The sequence below is a fragment of the Paenibacillus hunanensis genome, from assembly GCF_014645615.1.
Lineage (GTDB): Bacteria > Bacillota > Bacilli > Paenibacillales > Paenibacillaceae > Saccharibacillus > Saccharibacillus hunanensis.
Genome location: NZ_BMMB01000005.1, coordinates 476,002 through 500,376, shown reverse-complemented (window position 1 = coordinate 500,376; position 24,375 = coordinate 476,002). Strand labels below are relative to the sequence as shown.

Sequence of the window (24,375 nt, the reverse complement as noted above, 5' to 3'; positions counted from 1 at the left end):
GCTACATACCACCACTATATTGAAACTAAAGAGGAATGCTCATGTTAAAATATCAGCATATTGCCGCAGAAATTGAAAAATACATCCAGGAGCATGCGCTGCAACAGGGCGATAAGCTGCCTGTATTGGACGAGTTAATGGTGCAATTCGGCGTTAGTAAAAGTACGATTATCAAATCGCTGGAGCTACTGGAGGAACGAGGCGTTATTTTCCAGGTGCGCGGTAGCGGGATATTCGTTCGTCGTCATGGTCGCAAAGGCTATATTAGTCTGCTGAAAAATCAAGGCTTCACCCGTGATCTGGATCATTTCCCGATCACCTCGCAGGTGCTGGAGCTATCCGTGCGCAAGCCAACACGTGAGGCTGCTACGAATCTGAACATCAGCATGGAGCAGGATGTGTACTATGTAAAACGCGTCCGCTATATCTATGAGCAAACGCTCTGTGTGGAGGAATCGTACTACAACAAAGCGATCGTGACGTATTTGAATAACGAGATCGTATCGGACTCGATCTTTGATTATATTCGTGAGGGACTGGGCTTGAAGATCGGCTTTTCCGATTCGTATCTGCATGTGGGCAAGCTGGAGGAGGAAGAGGCAGGTCATCTCGGTTTGCATAAGGGTGATCCGAAGCTCGATGTGGAGACGATCTTCCATCTGGCGAATGGACAGCCGTTCGACTTCTCGCGTATTACGTACAACTATATTCAGTCGCAGTTCTTTATTCAGGCGAATGGGCATGGGATGTGAGTGGAATAGAAGAGGCGCGGAGCAAGGCTACGAGCAGGATCGGTATGAGGAATACAATATAGAGATCATGTTCAAGGTAAACATCGTACAAGATTCGGTGCCTACTGAGCCTGAACCTGAAATACAGCAACTGTGTTCCAAATAACTACTGAGTATCTAGCCAAAAACGAAGCTAATCCATTGCGGATTGCTTCGTTTTTTTGGTTTCATATCCAGTATGGGTTGAATAGTAGGAAATTAGGATTGGGCGATATAGAAGATGCGAGATCGAATTATGCAGGACGAATAAGCTTACGCTTCGTAATTCGCAATATGTATGTTATCCCCATAATTCGTTTCTACCAACATGCATATGACCAAATCAAACGATATTAAGGCTTAAAGTCGCCGACAGGTGTGGCATGAAGCTTCAATTGCTGCTTTTTACATTCCTGATATAGTGTCTCAGAAATAATCGGATTCGAAATATAGGTATACTCCAATGTGAAAAATTCCTGTCCTTCTATCCTGAACTCATCCAGCACGATCTGCTGAAAGCCTTTCGCTATGCGGCGTGGTGGAGTCTCAATCGAGCGCAGTACCAGCGCCTTACCTGCATAGGTAGAATGCTCGTAGTCGACGACATCCAGCTGCTGCAAGCGATGAGCAACCCAGTACATTCCAGCTACAGGTACGTTATTATAGTAGTGCACCTGCGCGGGTATGAATTGCGCCTTCACATTCGATTCCTCTAATAGTAGCTTTAACGCATCGGAAACGATGAGTGCGCGTGTACCGGTGTAGAACAGGTCAACATCCATTTTGCGTACGCTGGAATCGAGAATGACCTCGGCTGTTGTTTCAGAAGATATCTCCATTTGGAGCGGATCGTAATATGTATCCAGCTCTGGTGTAAAGGTAACACCACCTGAAATGAATCCTTTACGCGGATATTGGAATTCCAGAACATAATACGTCATCGGATTGTGTACACTCCTTTCTTGAAGTGAGCTAATATTCTATACACTTCAACATAGCATATCTTACACAATGATCAAAAAATGCCAAAGACGTACAGCTTTATATGTAACTGCTGAGCATGGATATAAAAAAGAAAAAGCCTCCTGTACGCATACAGAAGACTTCTCAATGTACTGTAGATGTAGATTTGCTAGTACGTTTAGCCATACCGACAAACACATACACACACGCCAGGCAAAATAAAATGGTGAGTGCTTTCAAAGCGATGCTTGAAGATTCCAGATAGAAGGCATTCATCATATTAAGAGCTGAGCATACCATCCCTACGATACTAGCCAGCCGCCTACTACGTTGCTCATGTGAGCCTTTGACATTTTCATACACATAAAAAGCGAATCCCTGGATAAACAGAACAGCACCGGCTAGCGAGAAGTGCGACAGAAAACCAAATAAGGCAATCAGAATCGCCCAGATCAATAGCAGCGCGAGGGGAATAAGCACTTTAGATCGATTCGTCATAACGTCTAGCACCTTCAATTCATAAATTGTAATATTTTCCACCTAGTATATACAACTATGTTGAAGGAAGCAAAGGTTAAGGAATGGAAGGACTACAAGTCATTCGTCTCGTTCAGTGATGCTTATCTATAAGTTGCTCTCCAATAGCTCATCATTTCATGAATAGCCAGACCTCTATCTATGTGTGGACACGAACTATATGCTGAAAATGACAGATCAAATACCAATCTCCACACCCTGATCCGCCTGCTGCAATGCCTGTACAATCTGTTCTGCACTTTGATAACGACTGCGATTCACGATAAAATCACGTGCCAGACGTGCTGCACTCGACTTGATATGCAGACGTTTGGCATCGTCCTGAATCGCTTCGATATCCTTCGCGTGTGCCAGACCGACTACCCGACGCATCATCTCGCTACCTGCATAACCGACCGTATCCTCCAAAATATGCTGTAGCTGATAATCCAGATACCCTGGCACCGCGGCAAAATGCTCCTGATTATCCGTCTGCCACAGCTCGGTATAACGCGTCTGGAACACATTCCATACATTCGTCACATGGTGCAGCAGCTGCTCGCGTGTATCATCCTGACGCGCCAGCGCAGACAGCAGTGTATTCGCGATAAACAGCCCGATATCGTACCCGATCGGCCCATAAAATGCGAATTCGGGATCGATCACCTTCGTCTCCTCATCGCTCGCAAAAATACTACCTGTATGCAGATCACCGTGCAGTAACGCTTCCGCAGAGGTCATAAAATGCTGCTTCAGCTTCGCACCTTCCAATAACAACTTCTGGTCACTCCACAGCTCTTGAGCCAGCTCGGTTAAGCCGGGTTCGACCGCATTGCTCTCATCATCGATTAGCGGATACGTGAACACAAAGTTTTCAGTAATTTTGCACAGCTCTGGATTATGAAATTGTAGTGCCAGCTCACGCCGCGCATCTGCACCGAGTGCAAAATCGGACGTGCCATACAGCGTCCGCGCCAGATACTCTCCGATATGCGTGGATAGCAGCGGATACACTTCGCCTTCGGCAAAGCCGGTGCGTACGATTTTCAAGCGGGACAGGTCTTCCATTACGGTGATGGCGTATTGCTCATCTGTATGGTGGACAACGGGCACATACTGCGGTGCATAACGAGCGAAAATTTGCAGTGCTTCGCTCTCCATACGTGCTCGCTCCAGTGTCAGCGGCCAGCTCTCACCGATGACGCGTACATATGGCAGCGCCTGCTTGATAATGATGCCGCGTCCAGTAGCGGACTCCGTAATATGGAAGACGAGATTGAGATTACCGTCTCCAATCTCGCGACAGCTCAGTCCAGTGGCAGCTTCAAACACGTTCAGCTTCACGGCTAGCTGAATTGCGGTTTGTTCGTTTAGCGGCTCGTAGGTGGCTTTGGGGGATGTACTCATAATTTCCTCCTTGGGTTGGGAAAAACTTGCCAGTGGGTTTGGACGTGGGCTGTTGTTGTTGATAGGGACACCACTCCGGCAAGGAATAAGGGAACGGACTCGGGTGGAGCCGCGGGAATCTACTGGATTAGGAAGGAATGTAGATTCCCGCCCCTCCAAAGCTGTAAGATATTTTGCTTCGCAAAAATCACTTTTCCATTGAACCCCGTGTTAGGAAATCACTAACACTGTAAGGAGTCCTTTTCCCTTATTTCCTTGCCTTCGTTCTGTGCTTGGAGCGGCAGTAACAGTTGCGTTTAAAAGACTGGCAAGCTTTTTCCCTGGGGTGTGTTGTAGCAGTTAAAACCTTTATAAAAATCAGGAACTTAGGATTTACTTTTAGTGGTTGTATGATCTTTCTTTCATGATCGAAATGCTAGTTTGTTAGTGGTAGAGCAGGATGCTGACAGTAAATGAATGTAGATTCTAACCTCAGACCTTTTGCCGGGCACGATGTACGAATGTTACGGCTAGTGCTAGGACGAGAACTGCGCCTTTGATGATGTCTGTAGCGTAGTATTGGACGTTCAGCATGGTCATGCCGTTGACGAGGATGCCCATCAGGACGGCGCCGAAGAAGGTGCCGATTACGTTGGGGCGGCCTGCGCCGAAGACGGAGTAGCCGACGAATACGGCTGCGAGTGCGTCCATTTGCATGGATGAGCCAGCGTCGACTTGACCGGAGCCGACGCGTGCGGCGAATAGGATACCACCGATCGCTGCGAAGATGCCGGATGCGACGTATGCGAGTGTACGGATACGGTTAACACGCAGACCGGACAGGCGGGCGGCTTCCTCGTTGCTACCGGTCATGATCATCTGGCGACCGCCGCGTGTGTATTTGAAGAACAGGTGCATACCGATCACGGCGAGAATCATCAGGATGACTGGAAATGGAATGCCCAGCAGGCGACCCTGACCGATCCACAGGAACGAATCCAGCATGGTACCCGGTGCCTTGGTGCCATCCTGAAATTGCATGTTGTTGTAGATCGCATAGCCTTTAGTATACGTACGATGAATACCGCTAATGATGTACATGACTGCCAGTGTGGCGAGCAGATCGGGGATCCGGATTTTGACGATTAATAAGGAGTTCAGTAAGCCGACAAGAATACCGAGAATGATCGGTACGATGATCACGACGATCAGTGGCATTTGATACCAGACCATCATGGCAGCGGATACGACGGTGGTCAGCGAGACAGTGGAGCCTGCGGACAGGTCGAAGCCGTCAACGGTAAGCGAGATCGTGATGCCGATCGCCACAAAGGTTACGATCGAGATCGAACGCAAAATGTCAGTAATATTGTTGTACGTTAGAAAATGCGTGTTATACACGGAGAAGAAGATCAGCACCAGACCGATAAAGATCAGCGCTCCGTAGCGATATGAGAATTGGGCTAGCTGGTGTTTCATACAAGTTCCTCCCGGCCTGCGCTGGCGTAATATAACAAATCCTGATGCGAAGCTGCGCCATAAGCGAATGACTTGATGATCCGTCCGTCACACATGACAAGGATACGATCAGCCAGTCCAAGCGCTTCTTCAAATTCGCAGGTCAGATACAAAATGCCCTTACCCTGCTGAGCCAAGCCGCCGATCACCTTGAAAATATCGCGTTTGGCTCCAATATCGACCCCTTTGGTCGGTTCATCCAAAATATAGAGATCGGCGTTCGTTTCCATCCATTTACCGATGGCGACCTTTTGCTGATTGCCGCCGCTCAGATAGCCCGTGAGCTGTCGATCCGAGGCGGTCTTGATTCCAAGTGCGCCGATCAGCCCATCGCCATGCTTGCGCTCGGAGCGTCCAGAGATGATGCCGAGTGAGGTGATCTTTTGCAGCATCGGTAGGCTGAGGTTATGCAGGACGGATTCCTTAACGAGAATGCCTTCCTTGCGTCGTTCCTCTGGTACAAGCACGATGCCTGCCTTGATCGCCTGCTGTGGTGTGCGTGCACGAACGCGTTTGCCGTTCAGCTCAATCGTGCCGCGCTCGGCTGCTTCGGCACCGAATAATAGCTTGGACAGCTCGGTTTTACCGGCACCGACCAGACCGACAACGGCGACAATCTCACCACTGCACACTTCAAGACTCACATCCTGCACATGCCGTCCAGCCGCCAGATGACTCACGGTAAGCAGTGGCTCACCGATCTCGGCAAATACCTTCGGATACTCCTCCTCAAATGCACGTCCAAGCATCGAATGCACGACTTCACTGGCATTCGTCTCCGGTGTAGGCAGCGTGCTCACCCGTTTACCATCTCGCATGACCGTAATACGATCACATACGCGGAAGATTTCCGGCAATCGATGGGAGATGAAAATAACGCCAATTCCCTGTGCTTTGAGCTCCTGCATAATCGTAAATAGTCGCTCTGCTTCCTCAATGCTGAGTGGAGCTGTAGGCTCATCTAAAATGACAAATCGTGCTTTCTCTGCCATCACGCGAGCGATTAGCACGAGCTGCTTTTCCGCTAGTGATAATTCGCTCACCTGCTTGCGCGCATCAATAGCAAAGCCGAGTCGCTTGAGTATGTCCTCCGCTTCGCTGTAGAGTGACTTCCAGTTCAAAATAGGGCTACCACCAGAAGCGGTAATACGATGCAGCACGATATTTTCCGCAACCGATAGCTGGGGAATTAGCGAAGTATCAACCTCCTGATATACGCACTGGATACCAGCACGCTTAGCTGCGGCAGGCGAATCAATAACGACAGGCTGTCCGTCAATCGTGATGCTGCCCTGATCAGCGCTATAGGCACCGGATAATATTTTCATCAGCGTACTCTTGCCTGCGCCGTTAGCACCAAGCAAGGCATGAATCTCACCGCTGTTCACCTGAAATGCCACGTCCTGTAGCGCGGGTACATTGGCAAACGATTTGAAAATACCGGTCATCTGTAAACTGCCACGGGTGGACGCTGCGGAGTTGCTCATGATGATGCTCCTTTCTATTGCTGCCTGTGATAGCAAAGTATCCACCTGCACGGGCATAAACCGCACAGGTGGATCGGTACTGACATGGATTGGTGAAGACGATCGCTGTATTGGATTCGAATCTCCATCCCAGCGTCGTCTCTGTTATAATGGAGCCTTTATCGTGCTTTTGTGTTCAACCGAATTGAGCTGGGCATACACTTTATGGGCTCAACCCTATCTCTACCGATGCGTGAAACGGTACATTCAGGTGAGTTCAGGTAAGCCAGCTCATTGGCAATGTTGTACTTACACCGGCTTCCACTGGTCGTGCCTGATGCAGCTTACTTGCCCGCAGCGACGGCTTTTTCCAGCTCTTTCAGCTGATCTGTGTTGCCCTGATCGCTGTCGCCCCAGCCTTTTACATACTGGTTCAGGTCAGCAGTCGTTACTTTTTTGTCCTTAGGCAGTTCTTCGCGTGTTACATATACCGGCTCCAGCTCGACTTTATCGTCAGTTTTGTTGCCAGCGAATTTCTGATACAGATAACGAACCTGTACGCGTCCGATTGTCGTTGGATCAACCGCAGCGGAAGCGATCCAAGGGCTTTTCGGATCCTGAATCATCGTCAGATCCTCGTCGCTCATATCGATACCGTATACTTTGATCTCATCGCGTCCCGCTTGCTTGATCGCGTTGGATGCCCCTTTTGCAAATTCATCCCATGCTGCCCAGACTGCGGTGATATCCCCTTTGTTCGGGTATTGCTTGAGGATCGCTTCCATTTGGGTCTGTGCATCCAGCTGCGCGTTATCCGCTGTACCAAATGCCGCAACTTCCTTGATATTTGGATATTTTTCCTGGAACTTTTTATAAGAGATTTGACGGGATTCCATTGGCGGGAAGCCAGCCACCCAGATTTTTACGATATTTCCTTTGCCGCCTGCATCCTTAGCAAGCTGCTCCAGTGTCATTTCAGCCATCTTCTGATCGTTTTGTGCGAGGCTGGTTACGCCCTGCACGCCATCCAGTGCGGAGTCGAATGCAACTACTGGAATACCTGCTTGGACGGCTTTTTGTACGCCAGCTGTAAGTGCGCCTGCATCACCGTGGTCGATCAGGATTCCGTCGAATTGCCCCTGGTTCACGGCTGCATCGAGTGAGGATGCCATTTTACTCAAATCGTTGTCTGCTGCAATAACGGTAACCGTACCGCCATACTTCGCGACCTGATTCTTCACGCCGTCTACGTATTGAGCGGAAAAGGTACCATTGTTCAAACGCATAATCAGTGCAATATTTTTACCTGCGAGTGGATTGCCGGATTGGCTTGCTTCACTGCCTGAGGCAGCGGTATTTGTGGAGCCATTGCCACAAGCACTCAGCACGACGGTGAAGATCAGCAGGATAGCGAGCAAAGCTGTGGATTTCAAACGAATATTCATTTTCTTTTCCCCCTGTACTTGGTTGCGTTAAAGCTTTAAACGAGTGTGATTAGCGATATTAGAATTTAATATAGAATCTAAATCCGAGTATGTCAATTGGTTTTGTTAAAATAAAAATAATGACTTTTTTGCTTCGGGATATGATAGAGAATATTTTGTTGATTTGAATATTCATATTTTTATTTGTATAAATATAGATTGCGAATAAATTGAAAACGGCTTGATCGTTTTGTATAGCGACATAAACGGCATATTGTATATAAGTAAAATTAGTATTTCATTTATATATATGCATATATTCCCAATTTGCTTTAAATCCGCTACAATTACGGACTTACGTAAGCCTGGATATTAGTTTACCACCTTACAGGATATTCGGGAGTAGGGTATAGGTATATCTTTTTCCTATAACAGGCGAGGAGAGGATGAATGATCGTGGAGCAGCATTTCTATGCAACGGAATGAATATCGAAAAGCTCAAGAGTTGAATATTAAAAAAGCTCGCTGTATACGTATGCTCTGTAGCGTACGACAGCGAGCTTTTATAGAAAGAATAACGAAGGACTGACCTAGCGATTACTAAATGCCACCTTCAGCCCGATCGCTGCAAAGATGGTGCCTTGAATCCAGTTGATATGGCGTGAAATACGCGGGCTACGCAGGAGCCACACACGCACCCGATCGGCAAATAGGCTGATCAGAATGAATAACAATAATGCTTGAACGAGGAAAATCACGCCAAGCAGCAGCATTTGCAGCGGAACATGTCCAGCTTCGCGATGGATAAATGGCGGCAGTAGCGCGAGAAAGAACAGCGATACTTTAGGATTAAGCACATTCATTAAGATGCCACGGCGATACAGCGCAGTGAGTCGATAATGCGGCTGCTCACCCGTGCCGCTCCAGGCTTCGCTATGGGGAGCGCGAAAGGATTGCCATGCCAGATACAGCAGATAGGCGGCTCCGGCGTATTTTACGATATGAAAGGCGAGTGCCGATTGATAGATCACAGCAGACACCCCAAGTGTGGCGGCTGTAATATGTACAAGCAGCCCGGTGCATAGACCGAGTGTGGTGGCGATGCCGGCTCGTTTGCCCTGTGCGATGCTCTGAGCGAGCACGAACATATTGTCTGGCCCCGGGATGACGGTGAGCAGGACAGCCGCACCGAGAAAGGATAGGATCGTCCAAATATCCAGTGAAATCAGCTCCTTATCTAGTCATAGGATGTTTTGATTATAACGGGAATTTCCGAAAATGGCAGTCGTTAGTATAGAAAAGGGCTTGCGAGCGTCTTGAAGACGAATAAAAGTGTGCTGGCTATAGCGTCTGGTTATAAGCAAAGTGAATGGTGGCGTTTACAGGAGAAGCAGTTGGATCGTTTGGGAGCGAATGAGTTCATCCATTGTACATACTATCTTTATGAAAGCAAAGTTTGAATCGTACGTAAAATGGGAATATAGTAAAAGTAGGGTGGATCACAACGATTGATTCTGCAAACATAGTATAGTGACGTGTCTGACATGCTTATCATGCGATCATAAAGCCAGTGACAGTATCAGGATTGATGCTGTACATACGATGTGACAGGCCGCCTATGCTGCTTATGATGCAGACCCTCTATCGTAGATTGCCCCTGGCTTGTGCTAACCCGTTAACCGATGTGAATGATGATGTTCAAATAATACGAAACGGAGTGATACACATGAATCAGCAGCAACAAATCGAAATGGCACGTCAGATCAGAGAGCAGAGCTTCGCGCAGGTTGATGGTTCTGTGCTGGCTCCGCCTCGCACCCCGGAAGCACAGCGCGAGGAGATTCGCATCCCTACTTCATTAGTAGAAGCGCGTGCGAATGTGTATCGTCCGCTGAATGTAGAGGGCGCGCTACCGGTATTTATCAATCTGCATGGCGGCGGCTTTATTATGGGGCAACCGGAAATGGATGATCCGTGGTGTGCATTTATTGCGGAACGGACGGGCTGTGTTGTGGTGAATGTCGATTATGTGCTGGCACCGGAGTATAAGTTCCCGGCACCTGTGCATCAATGCTATGAGATTGCCACATGGATTCATGAGCATGCGAAGGAATTGAATATCGATCCAGAGCGTATGGCGATTGGTGGGCATAGTGCAGGTGGTAATCTATCCGCAGCGGTGTGCATTTTGAATCATGAGCGTGGCGATGCTTTGCCGATTCGTTATCAGATTCTGGATTACCCACCGCTTGATCTGGCAACCGATCCGGGCGATAAGCCGGATTTTGCTGAGGCGATTCCTGCTGATATGGCACGTACGTTTAATGCGATGTATATCGATAATGCAGAGGATGCGCGCGACCGACTTGCTTCGCCAGTATGGGCATCCGATGAAGCATTACAAGGACTGCCACCTGCACTTGTGATTACCGCAGGGAAGGATTCGCTGGCTGCCGAAGCAGCGAAGTATGCGCAGCGTCTGGAAGCAGCAGGTGTACCGGTTGTGTATCGTGATTACCCGGGTGAGGCGCATGGCTTTACACATAACGGCACGGCTGAAAATTCACTGGAAGCGTGGGAGCTGATGGCGGATCAATTGAAGGACGTTTTTGCGAAATAAAAAATCTTTGCCAAATAAAAAAGTGCGTTGGACATCAATTGATATGCGTGATGATCCATAACATAATAGCCACCAGTGCCTTTATGCGGCAATGGTGGCTATTTTAGCGTTCGTAGCATTTTATTATTTTCATAGCATTTTAGTATTATGGTAGTTTGCCAATCCATGTATAGTGGTCAACGCAGATATATAACCTGTGCTTCGCTATGTGTAACGATATACATCATGGATCTTGAATCTTGAATACAGGCAGATGATAATGCTCTACATTACAATCCTATACAAGACAACCCTATACAAGACAACCCCATACAACGAGTTACCGACGCTGATTACGATTGCGATACGCTCGCACAGATAGGGCGGTGCCCAAAATCAAGAGTGCGATTACTCCGACAATAGAAACAAGAGAAATAATTAAATTCGACCATTCGATATGCATAATACGTTGGCATGTACGCAAGCTCCTGGAGAAGTAGAACGAGCAGGAGCTTATCCCGTAGTCCCTCCCAGAGTTGGGGCTGTAACTCACCTATGCCGTTTGCGTACACTGCCTTACACCTCCTATGAATTCGAGTTGTGAATAAGACCACGCATAGAGAGACCGTTCATTTTACATAAAATCAAAGAAATAACGTACCACATGGAAAAATACCGGTGCCGTATAGGTCAGACTGTCGACCCGGCTCAGATAACTTTCCTTGAGCGCTTCGGCGCGGTCGCTATCTCCAATTAGCAGATCACGCTTGAGTACCGACAGCGTGAGACTGCCAAAAAATCCGGCCAGGCTAATCAATGCCCCGATAATCAGCGCAAACTCCCAGCCAAACGGCGTCAGATAAGGATGGATAAAATACGAAGCAAGTATCGTTGCGACAAAGGCACAGGCAAAGCCTTCCCATGTAATATGCGGATTCGAGGTGGGAACGATACGCCGTTTACCGATGTACATCGATGCTACATAATGCACCACATCATTAAGCTGAGTGAGTACAACGAGAAATAGCACCAGCCCGCCGCCATATTGAGGCGTGGCAAATGGAAAGTACGCCAGATGACTAAGCCCGAATACCATTAGCATCAAGCCCCACTGGGTGGAGCTGACACTGCGCAGGAAGCCACCGGTGCCCTTGTTAATCAGGCGCGGCAAAGGCAGCAGCAGGAATACATAGATCGGGATAAATACGATAAACATGCCATACCAGCCAATATAGATCCAGTAAAATTGCAGCGGTATCGCCAGATACGACCATAGAAATAGCCGCCGATCTGCCTTCCGTGTGCGAATCATCGAGTAATATTCCTTTAATGCAAAAAACGTAAGCACCATCAGCGACAGTAACGAGACGATCTGGTTAAACAATGTCGCCAGACAGAAAATGAAAAACATTCCCCACCATGTCTTGATTCGCGCCCCGATCACACGATAATCTTTATCCGGCTGGAGCTTCCCAATCACTATGTATACGAGCTGAATAACAAGCATTGCTGCAAAAATCAAAATGAGCGTAAACGCTGAACCGCTCATACCGCCTCACCATCCTATCCTCAACATGCGCGATTGTCTGTCAAATGATGACTGAGCAGACAGGTACTCCTATGTTATTATGAAGGAATAACGTTAACTTGATAAGAGGGGAATTGCAGCATGAACGAAGAACAGTCGGTTTTTATTTTGCTGACCAACACCGGAACGCTATTCACGCGCATGATCCAGCTCTATACAAAAGCACCGTATAATCATGCTTCCATCTCCTTTGATCGCGAGCTACAGGAGCTGTATAGCTTCGGGCGCAAGCATCCGAGTAACCCGCTGAACGGCGGTTTTGTGAAGGAAAATATCCAGACCGGTACATATAGCAAATATCCCAATACAACCTGTGTGATCTACGAGCTCAAGGTAACGCCACGCGAAGTAGAGAAGATGAAGCGTGTGCTGAATATTTTCATCCGCAGTAGCCCGAAGTACGGTTATAATCTGCTTGGTGTGATCGGCGTCGCTTTGCAGGAGCCGGTGGAGTTTAGCAATTCGTACTTTTGCTCGCAGTTTGTGGCAGAGATTCTTCATCGTTCGGGGATTAAGCTGTGGAATAAGCTACCTGCGCTAGTCACGCCGAATGATCTGCGTACGAGTGATCGGCTGCGGATTGTGTATGAGGGTAGATTACGAGATTATGAGCCGGAGCGGGAAGTGGAGTAGGGTGCTGAAGAATGACACAAGAAAAAAGGCTATGTCGATCATAGCCTTTTTCGTGATGGATTTAAGTTCATATCTCTGTCTAAATGGACATGAAGCTGCTTCATGATTGCTGCTAGCTTCATGTTTCTCTTCTCATTGTTTTTCTGAATACGCTCCATAAGTCTTCGGGCATCTTCGCCCTCGATGGGTGGGATTTCTCTCCAATATATTGACATGATATCATCGTCCTCGTTACTGGAATGATAAGGTCTATTGTTATACGAGTGTGTATACCTGAATACAATCTTGCATAGTCATTGTTCAACTACTCTCCTGCTCCGTCCCCACCTGCTCCCGATGTGCATACTCATGCTTGAGCAGCCAATCCTTACGCGTTAATCCACCGGCATAGCCGCCCAGCTCTCCACCCGAAGTGATCACCCGATGACATGGAATAATGACCGCGAGCTGATTTGAGCCGTTCGCTCGGGCTACGGCACGCGAAGCGGTAGGACGTCCGAGTGAGATGGCAATTTGCTGATACGAACGCGTCTCACCGGATGGAATCTGCATGAGCGCATTCCATACACTTTGCTGAAATGGTGATCCGATCATCCGAATCGGTGTCTGGAACTTCGTTAAGGTGCCGGCAAAATATTGCTCCAGCTCCGCTTCAATCTCGTCAATCGGACTCGTACGTCCGGGGATAATTGCTGCCTTTTCGCGTATCCGCAGGCGCTCTACCTCGCGTTCCAATCCACGCCGATCAACGAACTCCAGTAGCACCAGTGACTGCTCATCTGCAATCGCCAGCATTGGCCCCAGCGGTGTATCCAGCCAGGTCGCCTTGAGCACATGCTCGCCGTCCAGACGCGTTGGTGCTGTGCCCATAATACGAGCGAACGCATCGCGGAAGCCACTGCTGGACTCATAGCCGGTATCGAGCTGGCTATCGATGATACTGCGACCGGAACGGATATTTTTGAGTGCAATGCCCATGCGGCGTGCGCGTGCATATTCCACAAAAGTCATCCCAAAGCGCTTTTTAAATTGACGCCTTGCGGTGGATTCGTCGATTGCCAGCTCGCGAAAGTCCTGCGTTTTCCAGCGCTTTTCGGGGTTGCGCTCAACCGCTTCTACGAGTGTGCGGATGACTGCGGATACATGGTTGGGATGAGATAACGGACGGCAGCGCTGACAGGGGCGAAAGGAGGCGAGCAATGCCTGCTGCGCCGTTTCATAAAACTCACAATTCTCAAACTTTGGCTTGCGCGCCGGGCAGGTGGGGCGACAGAAGATGCCTGTCGTTTTGACACCGACATAAAATAAACCCTCGTACTCTGTATTTTTGGACACTAATGCCTCGTAATATTCCTGTTTGCGATCCAATGTAATCATCCGCACACGTCCTTTCTGCACGTTATTGTCTATAGGTTTATTATAGCGCTAACGACAGCAGACATCGCCGAAAATCAGGCATGTATTTTGCGAGAATGAAATTCAATAAAATGAAGCTTGAAGAAGTAACGGATGGATAGACTTGGAGCATTAGGCTTGCGTTATGAGCTTGGAACCGAAGTTTCGATACCCACCTCAAATTCAATCATTTCAGGCAAAGCTTGTCCGTTGTCGGTTTCTGATTGGGTGTGAAGATTATGTATGATCTCTGGAATATTCTGAATGTCCTCTCTTTGTCCATGAACATCTACAAAATAATACTCGAATGTGCCTGAGCGGTTAGCATATGAAGTTGCGGTGTGATCTGTATTGGGGAAAGAGGTCTATTTCCATAGGAGGGCGTGCTGTAGGCAAAATGTTCATACGGGTATAGTAGGCGTACAAGCTAATGATGTATTGGATATATAAAAATAAAAAATGGAGGAACTCCCCCATTTTTTATTTCTTCCTGTATTATTTCGTATCTTCCGGCACAATCACCTCTACATATTCCGGTAAAATATGCATTTCAATCGGTAGCGCAGGCCCTTCCTCGCCATCTACATTCGTCCGCACCGGTTCATCTGAGCGTACGGCAATCTGGCGTGCGGTAAAATACGTAACCTCATGATGCTCCTTGAGTTGACCGAGCAGTAGCGATGTACCGACAGCAAGCGAATTCAGTAAATTCAGATTATGAATGATAAAGCCATGCAATAGCCCATCATCCACCTCTGCATCCGGTGCGATCTGCTCGAAGCCGCCGACCGAATTGGTCAGCGTAGCGAGAAATAATGGAGACTCGCCCGACCAGGTCTGTCCATCGTACTCGATGGTGAGCGGGGATGCGGAGCCGCCAAACAGCTCTTTGACCCCTTCACGGAAATAAGCGAATGCGCCAAGCTTGGATTTATCCTCCGAGCTGACTGAGGATAATGATTCGGCAAGCGAGCCTGCGGCAACGACATTGGCGAATAGCTGGTCATTGAGCCGTCCCATATCGACCTTGCGCCGCTTAGGGGACAAGAGCGTCTGAATCGCTTCGTCGGTATTGAGCGGAATCTGTAGCGCCCGCGCAAAGTCATTGACGGTTCCGAGTGGAATGATACCGAGCAGTGGACGATGCTCCTGATCCAGCAGTCCATTGATCGTTTCGTGCAAGGTGCCGTCTCCACCAACAGAGATCACCAGATCGAAGCAATCTGCGCAGGCAGAAGCACAGTATTTGGTAGCATCGAGTTCTTTGGCGGTTTCATTGATGACGACATCGTAATCGGCCTCATCACGCAGCAATTGCTCAATTTTATCGACGTATTCCTGCGCCTGCTCCTTGCCAGAGGACGGATTGATAATAATCATAGCTCGCTTCACAGACCATGTTCCTTTCTATAATGGATTGGATACTATCGCTTGAACGTGTATAGCCTGAATATAGAGACGCAGTGAGAAGCAATATTGCTGAGAAGCTCTGTTTCCGAAGTCAGGCCGTTCACTGCGCCTGGTGCTAGTCATATGCACACACGAGTTGTTATGAAGAATCATTTTGTACCGTATCTTAAAGTTATATACCCTAAAATCACACGTCTACGCTATCTCCATCAGGACAGATATACAGTGAAGGTCGTCGATTCACCGACTGTACTTGTCGCTTCAATTCGTCCGCGATGCTGCTCTACAATCGACTTTGCAATCGCCAGACCCAGTCCATGCCCACCGAGCTGCCGAGCGCGTGACGTATCGGTACGGTAAAAGCGGTCAAAGATGCGTGTTAGATGCTCAGATGCAATGCCATCGCCTGTATTGGTCACAGCCAGCACGGTCTGGTTACCCTGGCGATGTAGCTTCACCGTAATGCTACCGCCCGGATTACAATATTTGATCGCATTGTCGAGCAGAATCATCGTCACCTGATACATCTGCTGCCTGCTGCCTTCGACCATCAGCTGTGGCGTGATATCGTAGTGTAACGATAGATTTTTCTCGAAAATCACAGCTTCCATCGTTAAAATAATCGTTTCTACCGTTTCGCTCAGATCGAAGGGAATATGGACAACAGTCGTGCGCGCCTGCTCCATTTCGGTGAGATAGAGCAGGTCTCCGGTCAGACGTGCCATGCGCTCGGTTTCCCCTTTGATATAATGAAGCCATTTGGCTTGCTGGCGAATCGTATCATCCGGGTTGGCTAGCAGTACATCGGTGTTCGTGTTGATGACAGCGAGCGGTGTTTTCAGCTCGTGTGAGGCGTCCGCGATAAATTGCTTTTGCTTGTCGAACGCTTCCTGTACTGGCTGAATCGAACGATTGGCAAAATAGCGACTGGTGAAGAATAATAGCACCAGCATAACAAAGCCGACCGCGGCGAAGCTATAGATCAGATTCGTCAAAATCTCCTGCCGTGCTGTCACATCTAAAAAGGTATACAAATAGCCATCATTGAGCTGTAAGCGCATATAGGCCCAGTCACTACCATCCAGGCTGAATTGTCCATGATCATTACTGCGCTGGAGTGCCTGCGCTAACGCATTGCTGTACACCTCGCTATCCAGCTCGACCTGTGAGCTGCGATTAATCTCCTTGCCCTGTGTGTCGGTCTGCATCGTAAAGGCAACGAGCCGTTCAGGACGCATCCCATCGCCGTTGTTGACTGGTGTTGAATTGGAATTGCTTGTAGGCTGCTGACTGCTGGAGGCTTCAGAATTATTGCTTGCATTACTGTCTGTTGTGGAAGTACCGTTATTCGTGCCAGTGCCAGTGCCAGTGCCAGTGCCAGTGCCAGTGCCAGTGCCAGTGCCAGTGCCAGTGCCAGTGCCAGTGCCAGTGCCAGTGCCAGTGCCAGTGCCAGTGCCAGTGCCAGTGCCAGTATTGTCGCGCATGTCTGGACGGGGGCGGTCATTAGGGTGCAGATACGATTCAGAGATGCGTCCAAGATCCTGCTGAATGTCATTCTGCACATCCCGATAGGTGATGAAATAAATGGTAGCGAAGGCGACGAGCATCATAATCGAGATCGTCGCCAGATTCAGAATCAAAAATCGGTTACGTAGCTGTCTGAACATTACGTATTCACCTCAAGCACATACCCGACATTGCGAATCGTTTGGATGCGTGTAGTCGATTGGAGAAAATTAAGCTTTTTACGTAGAAAGGAGACATATACCTCCACATTGTTGTGCTCGGCTTCCGAATCAAAGCCCCATAGCTTCTCGATGATTTGCTCCTTGGAGGTGATCGACTGCTTGCGCACAAGCAGCAGCTCCAGCAGCTCCGCTTCCTTCAGGTTCAGCTTCATATCCTTGCCACCTACGACAAGCTTTAGATTCGCCATATTCAGCTCCAGATCGCCATAACGGAGCGAATCATCCGCTGGTACATCGCCCTTACGACGTAGAGCGGCGCGAATGCGTGCCATGAGCTCCTCCGAGGAAAAGGGCTTGGCGATATAATCGTCAGCGCCGTAATCGAGGCCCGTCACTTTGTCAGAAATATCGCCTTTGGCGGTGAGCAGAATAACTGGTGTGGAATTGCCTTGATTACGCAGTGTTTTGAGGACGGTGATGCCGTCCATTTCGGGCATCATAATATCGAGCAGCAGCAGATCATAAATGCCGCTCTGGGCATAGTCGAGTCCGGTTCGTCCATCGTGGACAGCATCGACGGAGTAGTTATGCTTTTTGAGGATCTGCATGAGCGCTTCGGCTAGATGCAGCTCGTCTTCTACGATTAATATTCTCATGGGTGGGTCATCCTTTTATTTAAGTATTTGTGTTGTGCTGGGTTGCTTGTACCACTCCGGCAAGAAATAAGGGGACGGACTCGGGTGGAGCCGCGGGAATCTACTGGATTAGGATGAAATGTAGATTCCCGCCCCTCCAAAGCGGTAAGATATTTTGCTTCGCAAAAATCACTCTTCATTGAACCCGTGTTAGAAAATCACTAACACTATAAGGAGTCCTTTCCCCTTATTTCCTTGCCTCCGTTCCGTGCTCGGCGCAAAGATCAAACATGAATTCTTATGGGGGAGCAGCCTTGTGGTTGGTGAAGTGGTTTGTGCAGTAGTTGGAACAACAATTAAAATAGCTACAGGTAACAGTTAGAAACACTAAAAATGTATACTTTAATGAACGAATGACAGTAAGCTGCTTCGTATGTCTTCATTAGTCTTTTTTGATCGTCTCATTTATATAGATAGAATAGAGTGAGTAGCTTTAATGAAGCTTAAATATAAGGTTGGCTTGGTGTGCGATTAGATGGTGTTAACAACAATAATACATAATTATGGGTGTGAAGGAGTGTTTTTGTGCAGGTTTCTGATCTGAAAGTGGATGCGGATTTTAAAATGACGATGTTGGATTGTGTTTATGGGGATATACGTGTGTTTGCTTTGAATACGAAGGTGGATGATACGGCTGAGGATTTTGATCTGGATGAGCATATGGAAGATTACTTATTTTATCGAGGGGTGATGTCGCATGATGCGCGCACGAATGAGGTACAGACGTATAGGTTTGCAGAGCCAAATGTATTCCGAATTAGTGAAGGGCGGCATGTGGGAGTTTTCTTTTATTTGACGTGTAGTGAAGATGGGCGGGTAACGTATGGTTATCGTAGGGACTTCATGAATGGGAAGAGTGAATATGTTGTTTCATGGGATCGGTCGGAGGTGCAGCAGGAGATGGACTCGTATCCGGGCTCGTGGATCGATACGCTGGCAGTTTCGCGCTTTTACACATTAGACGAATATCATGCGCTGGTCGCTTTTCATCTTACGGGTGAGCGCAGCTTACGGTTTGCTTTGATGGATGCGGTGCAGAAGACGTGGACGGAGATCGAGTTGCCTGCTTTTTTCAATGGTATGGAAAGTATGACCAATTATAGCGCGTATGATCAGACATGGGTGTCTATTAAAATAGGAGAGTCTATGCCTCATGAGCGTCAGCAGATTTGGATGACTGGTAAGGAGCAGATGCCAGAGCAGTGTATGATAATCAAAATGGATCGTCTGATTGAGATGTTGAAGCAGGGCGAACGCAACTTTGCAGAGTATATATTCTTTTCGTCTCAGCCCCATCAGGCTTTGCTGGATATGGTGTGGCAAGATGGAAAGGCGGAGCTATTGATTCGGGATTTCCTTACAGGCAGTTCCGTTATGGTGAAGTATGATTGTCAACATGGAACGACCATACAGCATGGGCTGGATGATGCCTATGATCGATTGTATGTGTCGGATCATTCGCTGTATGCTGTGCAAGAAGAGGAAGGGAAGACCAAGTTAGTCCAGCTTGACGACCATACGGAGCGGCAGCTCCATACGGGGTCACGGCGTATCATAGCTATAGTAGACGCTGGTGTGTTGACGACTGATATGACTATGCTAGCAGAAGATGAGGCTATCTATATTCATAAGTATGATCAGCCCGAGGCAGAAATGCTGGTGCAGGCGCCATGCTTTGTGGATAATGAACGGCAATTGATTCTAGCCTGTAAATTATGATGCCTCTAAAGTTGAAATATGTTTTATTTTATACGCATAACGTGCAGGCATAACAAGTGTTCAGCTACAATTCCGAAATGGTATCACAGCATCCCAGCGTGCCACTCGTTATTCCACCTCATATGAATATAGCTGTATCGATGAACGTTACTTAATTTCAAACGCTAATAAAAGTCATGTGCTTGCTGCGCATGACTTTTTATTATGCTGTCATGCGCTATTTCCAACATCTCCTTCGTTCACCTACATCTATATCCATCAACAGCAACCCTCACCCATTTACAGCCTGGATCACTTTTTCAATAGATTTGTTATCGCAATGTAAAATATTTAAGTTTCACTAAAGGTTCTCCTTTTAAGATACAACTATCAGCAACAGATACACACCAACAGGCAATGCATTGATGGAAGACAACATACAACCAACAACCTACACATAGGAAAGGAATGAATGAACATGGCGATTGAGGTATTTAACCGTTATGAGAGTAAGTATCTGATGAATACAGCCAAATTCAATGAACTGTATGCAGATTTGCTGGACTATATGGAGCTGGATGCGTATAACAAGCAGCATGATTTCTACTCGATCAGCAACATCTACTATGATACACCGACGGATACATTGATCCGAGCGAGTCTGGCAAAGCCGAAGTATAAGGAAAAGCTTCGCCTGCGTGCTTACGGGGTGCCGAAGGAAACAGATCGTGTGTATCTGGAGATCAAAAAGAAGTTTACCGGGCTGGTCAACAAGCGGCGTACGGCGCTGCGACTGGATGAAGCCTATGCCTTTGTCCAGACAGGCGATGCGCCAGCGTTACAGGAGTACATGAACAAGCAGGTGCTGAACGAGATCACGTACTTCCTGCGCCTGTACGATCTTGCACCGAAGCTGTATTTATCCTATGACCGCAAGGCATTGTTTAGCAAAGAAAGTCGCGATCTTCGCATTACGTTTGATACGAATATTCGCTGTCGCCGCTACGATCTGAAGCTGGAGCAGGGCGATTATGGCGAACAGCTGTTAGAGCCTGATCAATGGCTGATGGAGGTCAAGGCTGAAAATACCGTGCCACTCTGGTTATCTCGCTTGCTCGCCAAGCACGGCTTATACCGGACGAGCTTTTCCAAATACGGCAACGAGTACAAAAAGCTACTCCGTAGCCGTCAGCAGATTGCACCACTAACGCCACCTGCACCTGAACTGATACCAGCACAGCCACCAACCCTTCATATTCCGACTGACAAGGAGACGATTCAATATGCTTGAAAATATATTCACCAGTACACTGAGTTCCACTGCGACAGACCTCACTTTAACGAATGCACTGATCACGATTGTGATCTCCATTATACTAGGCGGTCTCATCAGCCTGACGTATATGTACACCAATCGCTCTGGATTTTCGCAAAATTTCACCCTGACGATGGTGCTGCTGCCTACGATTGTCGCGATCATCATTCTGCTGATCGGCAGCAATATCGCTCGCGCCTTCAGTCTTGCCGGAGCGTTCTCCATCATCCGCTTCCGCAGTGCACCCGGTGATCCGAAGGATATCGCGTATGTGCTGTTCACGATGGCAGCCGGGCTGGCGGTAGGCACAGGCTATTATGGCTATGCGATTCTGTTTACCATCATTCTATGCGTGATGATGATCATCCTGAATCGATTGAACTTTGGTAGTCGCAAAACGACGCAGCGTATGCTCAAAGTAACGATTCCGGAGAACTTGAGCTATGAAGAAGCTTTCCAGGAAGTGTTCCAACGTTTTGGCGTAAAGCATGAATTGAAGAAAATTCGCACCACCGAGCTAGGCAGTCTGTATGAGCTCATCTACACCGTCACCATGCAGTCATCGACCGACCAGAAGGCATTTCTCGATGAAATCCGTTGTCGCAACGGTAATCTAGACCTGTCCCTGACGATGAGTCCGTCACCTATTAATGAATATTAATCGTATAACAACGTATAAACGAACTTAAAATGCCTGACATTTTATCCAACGTAAGCATAGACGAAAGGAAGATTCCGATGAGAAAAGTTAACCAATCGAAGGTATCCACCTCCCCACAGCCCAAAGCCAAAACACTCATCCCGAAAAAAGTGACTGCCGTATTTGGCGCACTCGTGCTGTCTGCCTCGATTCTGGCAGCATGCACAGGCACTTCGACCAGCGCCACTGGTGCAGCTACGACCTCCACCGCAACTACTGTAAGTACAGCGGCGGTTACAACGCCAGTGAAAACGACCAGTGCCGATTTAGTAACCTTTAAAAAGAAAGACCTGTCGACCGAATGGAGTGCAGACAGCTCGACTGCAATCAAGCTGAACGGTACAACAGCAACAGTAACCGGATCAGGTGCCAAAGTCTCTGGTAGCACTGTTACGATCTCCAGTGCAGGTACGTATGTGATCAGTGGCAAGCTGACCGATGGACAGATCGTAGTAAACAGTACAGCCGAGGGCGATGTGCATATCGTGCTGAACGGAGCGAGCATCACGAACAACGATAGCGCACCGATCTATATTCAAGAGGCAGACAATGTGATTGTTACTTTACAGGAAGGCACGGAAAATACACTCACTGACGGTGCTAATTATGTATTCGCAGATAGCTCGACCGATGAGCCGAGCGCGGCTCTGTTTAGTAAAGCCGATCTGACGATCAATGGCACAGGTACGCTGAATATCGATGCCAATTACAAGGATGGCATCACCAGTAAGGACGATCTGAAAATTGTATCCGGTACATTCCAGATCGATGCCGCGGATGATGGCATCGTCGGTAAAGATATGGTAGCGATCAAGGATGGTACGTTTACGATCAACGCAGGTGGAGACGGGATCAAGTCGACGAATGATGAGGCAACGGATAAAGGCTTTGTCGCTATTGCTGACGGTACATTTACCATCACTGCGACCAATGATGGTATTCAAGCGGAGACAGCACTGGTTGCCGATAATGGCACCTACACGATCACAACAGGTGGCGGTAGTGCCGAAGCAGAGCCGCATACACAGGAGATGCCACCGGGCGGCTTTATGGGCGGTGGTGGAACGCCTCCAGCTAAGCCGGGTGCAGCGAATCAAGGCAACACAGCTACGCCGAATAGTACGACCAATCAGGGCAGTACAGCCAATAGCACAACGAATACAGCAGCTTCCAGCGATGCAAGCACATCGGATACGATTGTAACGGCAAATGTAGCGACAGGCAGTACCCAGACGGCTTCATCTGCTGTCAGCAAGTCCAATGCTACTAGCAATACAGCCGCGAATTCGGCAAATGCAACGACAACGGATAGCACGGACACCTCCACCTCATCCGATAGTGCCAAGGCACTCAAAGCAGGCACCGATCTGGTGATCAATGGCGGTACATTTACGATCGATGCCAAGGATGACAGTGTACACAGTAACGGTAGCGTAACGATCAATGGCGGCTCACTCAAGCTAACAACAGGCGATGATGGGATGCATGCAGAGACAACGCTCAGCATTACCGCAGGCACAGTCGATATCGTGAACAGCTATGAAGGTCTGGAAGGTACAACGATCGATATTAGCGGTGGAGATATTCATGTAGTTGCTACAGATGATGGCGTGAATGCCTCCGAAGGAACAGCGACAGATGACGCAACAGCAGAAGGCGATACGACGGCTCAAACGACAGCAGCAACGACCGATACGGCTGCGATTACAACAGCAGCAGCGGCATCGACTAGCACAGCAACAACGGCTTCTGCCACGACAGCACCAACAGGCACAGACGATCAGGCGACTGGCTCGCAGCCACCAGCTCCACCGACAGGCGGCATGGGCGGTGGTGGCCCTGAGGCAGCAGGCAATGCACTGCTGAATATTAGCGGCGGCACATTGTATGTCGATGCAGCTGGAGATGGATTGGATGCGAATGGCTCGATCATCATGTCAGGCGGTACGGTTATCGTGAATGGCCCAACCGATAATGGTAACGGTGCGCTTGACTACGATGGTACATTTGAAATGACAGGTGGCTATCTGGTCTCGGCAGGTAGCTCGGGTATGCTGCAATCCACATCGGATAGCTCTTCCCAGTACTCCATTGCAATGAGCTATTCGGCAACACAGACCGCAGGTACACTTGTTCATTTGCAGGATAGCGCAGGCAACAATGTGCTGACCTTTGCCCCGAGCAAGGATTATCAGTCTATCGTGATCAGCTCACCAGCGCTAACAGCAGGTAGCTATACGCTGTACAGTGGAGGTCAATCGACAGGCACCGCAACGAATGGTCTGTATGCAGATGGTGCATATAGCGGTGGAACAGAGGTTGTCAGCTTCGACGTAACGAATAATGTGACATGGCTGACCGAATCCGGTATATCGGATAGCAATCCGAATGGAGCATCCGGCCCAGGTGGTGGAGGTGGCGGTAGAGGAATGACACCTCCAGATGGTACATCGGGTAACGCTTCGAGTACAACAGATGGAGCAAGCAATACATCGACAGACAGCTCCACAAGTAGCACAAAATAAATAAAAAACGAAAACCAGGCATCCCACTTGTGATCATTCGGGATGTCTGGTTTTTGTTTGGTCGTTCAGCTAGTTGGTTCTTTACT

The 24,375-nt window shown here is 48.3% G+C and carries 19 protein-coding genes; 7 read left to right on the top strand and 12 right to left on the bottom strand.

What is annotated here, in order from left to right; translation table 11 throughout:
* Positions 1–41 precede the first annotated feature (41 nt).
* Positions 42–752, top strand: a complete 711-nt coding sequence (locus tag IEX62_RS13285; RefSeq protein WP_188775991.1) for a GntR family transcriptional regulator — start codon at positions 42–44, stop codon at positions 750–752.
* A gap of 371 nt (positions 753–1,123) precedes the next feature.
* On the opposite strand, the gene IEX62_RS13280 is transcribed toward IEX62_RS13285, so the two are convergent.
* From IEX62_RS13280 to IEX62_RS13250, 7 genes are all read right to left on the bottom strand, one after another.
* Positions 1,124–1,711, bottom strand: coding sequence for an imm11 family protein (locus IEX62_RS13280; protein WP_188775990.1), 588 nt, complete (start codon positions 1,709–1,711; stop codon positions 1,124–1,126).
* Positions 1,712–1,877: 166 nt separating this feature from the next.
* The gene (locus IEX62_RS13275) at positions 1,878–2,231 is read right to left on the bottom strand and encodes a hypothetical protein (protein ID WP_188775989.1); all 354 of its coding nucleotides are present in this window, start codon (positions 2,229–2,231) and stop codon (positions 1,878–1,880) included.
* A gap of 216 nt (positions 2,232–2,447) precedes the next feature.
* Positions 2,448–3,656, bottom strand: a complete 1,209-nt coding sequence (mtnK, locus tag IEX62_RS13270) for an S-methyl-5-thioribose kinase (protein WP_188775988.1) — start codon at positions 3,654–3,656, stop codon at positions 2,448–2,450.
* A gap of 471 nt (positions 3,657–4,127) precedes the next feature.
* On the bottom strand, positions 4,128–5,114 hold the full coding sequence (locus tag IEX62_RS13265) for an ABC transporter permease (RefSeq protein WP_188775987.1): 987 nt from the start codon (positions 5,112–5,114) through the stop codon (positions 4,128–4,130).
* Positions 5,111–6,640 (bottom strand): sugar ABC transporter ATP-binding protein, encoded by a 1,530-nt coding sequence (locus IEX62_RS13260; RefSeq protein WP_229685759.1) that lies wholly within the window; start codon positions 6,638–6,640, stop codon positions 5,111–5,113. The genes IEX62_RS13265 and IEX62_RS13260 overlap by 4 nt, the downstream gene beginning before the upstream one ends.
* 323 nt (positions 6,641–6,963) lie before the next feature.
* Positions 6,964–8,064, bottom strand: coding sequence for a sugar ABC transporter substrate-binding protein (locus tag IEX62_RS13255; protein ID WP_188775986.1), 1,101 nt, complete (start codon positions 8,062–8,064; stop codon positions 6,964–6,966).
* A 569-nt stretch (positions 8,065–8,633) separates the two neighbouring features.
* Positions 8,634–9,263 (bottom strand): LysE family translocator, encoded by a 630-nt coding sequence (locus tag IEX62_RS13250; protein WP_188776090.1) that lies wholly within the window; start codon positions 9,261–9,263, stop codon positions 8,634–8,636.
* Positions 9,264–9,769: 506 nt separating this feature from the next.
* Here IEX62_RS13250 and IEX62_RS13245 point away from each other — a divergent pair.
* Positions 9,770–10,663, top strand: coding sequence for an alpha/beta hydrolase (locus tag IEX62_RS13245; RefSeq protein WP_188775985.1), 894 nt, complete (start codon positions 9,770–9,772; stop codon positions 10,661–10,663).
* A gap of 613 nt (positions 10,664–11,276) precedes the next feature.
* Here IEX62_RS13245 and IEX62_RS13240 read toward each other — a convergent pair.
* Entirely contained in the window at positions 11,277–12,191 is a 915-nt protein-coding gene (locus tag IEX62_RS13240) for a phosphatidate cytidylyltransferase (protein WP_188775984.1), read from the bottom strand.
* Positions 12,192–12,311: 120 nt separating this feature from the next.
* Here IEX62_RS13240 and IEX62_RS13235 point away from each other — a divergent pair, with 120 nt between their 5' ends.
* A complete protein-coding gene (locus IEX62_RS13235; protein ID WP_188775983.1) occupies positions 12,312–12,863 on the top strand; it encodes a hypothetical protein in 552 nt (183 codons plus the stop codon).
* A 300-nt stretch (positions 12,864–13,163) separates the two neighbouring features.
* Here IEX62_RS13235 and IEX62_RS13230 read toward each other — a convergent pair whose 3' ends face one another.
* The 4 genes from IEX62_RS13230 to IEX62_RS13215 form a co-directional block, all read right to left on the bottom strand.
* Positions 13,164–14,240 carry a bifunctional transcriptional activator/DNA repair enzyme AdaA gene (locus IEX62_RS13230; RefSeq protein WP_188775982.1) on the bottom strand — a complete coding sequence of 359 codons (1,077 nt, stop codon included), beginning with the start codon at positions 14,238–14,240 and terminating at the stop codon, positions 13,164–13,166.
* A 513-nt stretch (positions 14,241–14,753) separates the two neighbouring features.
* Positions 14,754–15,650 (bottom strand): diacylglycerol/lipid kinase family protein, encoded by an 897-nt coding sequence (locus IEX62_RS13225; RefSeq protein ID WP_188775981.1) that lies wholly within the window; start codon positions 15,648–15,650, stop codon positions 14,754–14,756.
* 227 nt (positions 15,651–15,877) lie between these two features.
* Positions 15,878–17,335, bottom strand: a complete 1,458-nt coding sequence (locus IEX62_RS13220; protein ID WP_188775980.1) for a sensor histidine kinase — start codon at positions 17,333–17,335, stop codon at positions 15,878–15,880.
* On the bottom strand, positions 17,335–18,012 hold the full coding sequence (locus IEX62_RS13215; protein ID WP_188775979.1) for a response regulator transcription factor: 678 nt from the start codon (positions 18,010–18,012) through the stop codon (positions 17,335–17,337). Before IEX62_RS13215 ends, IEX62_RS13220 begins: the two co-directional genes overlap by 1 nt.
* Before the next feature lie 564 nt (positions 18,013–18,576).
* Here IEX62_RS13215 and IEX62_RS13210 point away from each other — a divergent pair.
* From IEX62_RS13210 to IEX62_RS13195, 4 genes are all read left to right on the top strand, one after another.
* Positions 18,577–19,770, top strand: coding sequence for a hypothetical protein (locus IEX62_RS13210; RefSeq protein WP_188775978.1), 1,194 nt, complete (start codon positions 18,577–18,579; stop codon positions 19,768–19,770).
* 457 nt (positions 19,771–20,227) lie between these two features.
* Positions 20,228–21,040, top strand: a complete 813-nt coding sequence (locus IEX62_RS13205; protein ID WP_188776089.1) for a polyphosphate polymerase domain-containing protein — start codon at positions 20,228–20,230, stop codon at positions 21,038–21,040.
* Complete coding sequence (locus IEX62_RS13200) at positions 21,033–21,725, top strand: DUF4956 domain-containing protein (protein ID WP_188775977.1); 693 nt, start codon at positions 21,033–21,035, stop codon at positions 21,723–21,725. The genes IEX62_RS13205 and IEX62_RS13200 overlap by 8 nt, the downstream gene beginning before the upstream one ends.
* Positions 21,726–21,802: 77 nt before the next feature.
* Positions 21,803–24,289 carry a carbohydrate-binding domain-containing protein gene (locus tag IEX62_RS13195; RefSeq protein WP_188775976.1) on the top strand — a complete coding sequence of 829 codons (2,487 nt, stop codon included), beginning with the start codon at positions 21,803–21,805 and terminating at the stop codon, positions 24,287–24,289.
* The last annotated feature ends 86 nt before the right edge of the window (positions 24,290–24,375 follow it).

Excerpts from the sequence above, each read along its gene's own strand:
- IEX62_RS13255 (WP_188775986.1), bottom strand. The coding sequence starts at position 8,064 with ATGAATATTCGTTTGAAATCCACAGCTTTGCTCGCTATCCTGCTGATC.
- IEX62_RS13275 (WP_188775989.1), bottom strand. The coding sequence starts at position 2,231 with ATGACGAATCGATCTAAAGTGCTTATTCCCCTCGCGCTGCTATTGATC.
- IEX62_RS13285 (WP_188775991.1), top strand. The coding sequence starts at position 42 with ATGTTAAAATATCAGCATATTGCCGCAGAAATTGAAAAATACATCCAG.
- IEX62_RS13240 (WP_188775984.1), bottom strand. The coding sequence starts at position 12,191 with ATGAGCGGTTCAGCGTTTACGCTCATTTTGATTTTTGCAGCAATGCTT.
- IEX62_RS13260 (WP_229685759.1), bottom strand. The coding sequence starts at position 6,640 with ATGAGCAACTCCGCAGCGTCCACCCGTGGCAGTTTACAGATGACCGGT.
- IEX62_RS13195 (WP_188775976.1), top strand. The coding sequence starts at position 21,803 with ATGAGAAAAGTTAACCAATCGAAGGTATCCACCTCCCCACAGCCCAAA.
- IEX62_RS13215 (WP_188775979.1), bottom strand. The coding sequence starts at position 18,012 with ATGAGAATATTAATCGTAGAAGACGAGCTGCATCTAGCCGAAGCGCTC.
- IEX62_RS13235 (WP_188775983.1), top strand. The coding sequence starts at position 12,312 with ATGAACGAAGAACAGTCGGTTTTTATTTTGCTGACCAACACCGGAACG.
- IEX62_RS13230 (WP_188775982.1), bottom strand. The coding sequence starts at position 14,240 with ATGATTACATTGGATCGCAAACAGGAATATTACGAGGCATTAGTGTCC.
- IEX62_RS13265 (WP_188775987.1), bottom strand. The coding sequence starts at position 5,114 with ATGAAACACCAGCTAGCCCAATTCTCATATCGCTACGGAGCGCTGATC.
- IEX62_RS13200 (WP_188775977.1), top strand. The coding sequence starts at position 21,033 with ATGCTTGAAAATATATTCACCAGTACACTGAGTTCCACTGCGACAGAC.
- IEX62_RS13205 (WP_188776089.1), top strand. The coding sequence starts at position 20,228 with ATGGCGATTGAGGTATTTAACCGTTATGAGAGTAAGTATCTGATGAAT.
- IEX62_RS13280 (WP_188775990.1), bottom strand. The coding sequence starts at position 1,711 with ATGACGTATTATGTTCTGGAATTCCAATATCCGCGTAAAGGATTCATT.
- IEX62_RS13220 (WP_188775980.1), bottom strand. The coding sequence starts at position 17,335 with ATGTTCAGACAGCTACGTAACCGATTTTTGATTCTGAATCTGGCGACG.
- IEX62_RS13245 (WP_188775985.1), top strand. The coding sequence starts at position 9,770 with ATGAATCAGCAGCAACAAATCGAAATGGCACGTCAGATCAGAGAGCAG.
- mtnK (WP_188775988.1), bottom strand. The coding sequence starts at position 3,656 with ATGAGTACATCCCCCAAAGCCACCTACGAGCCGCTAAACGAACAAACC.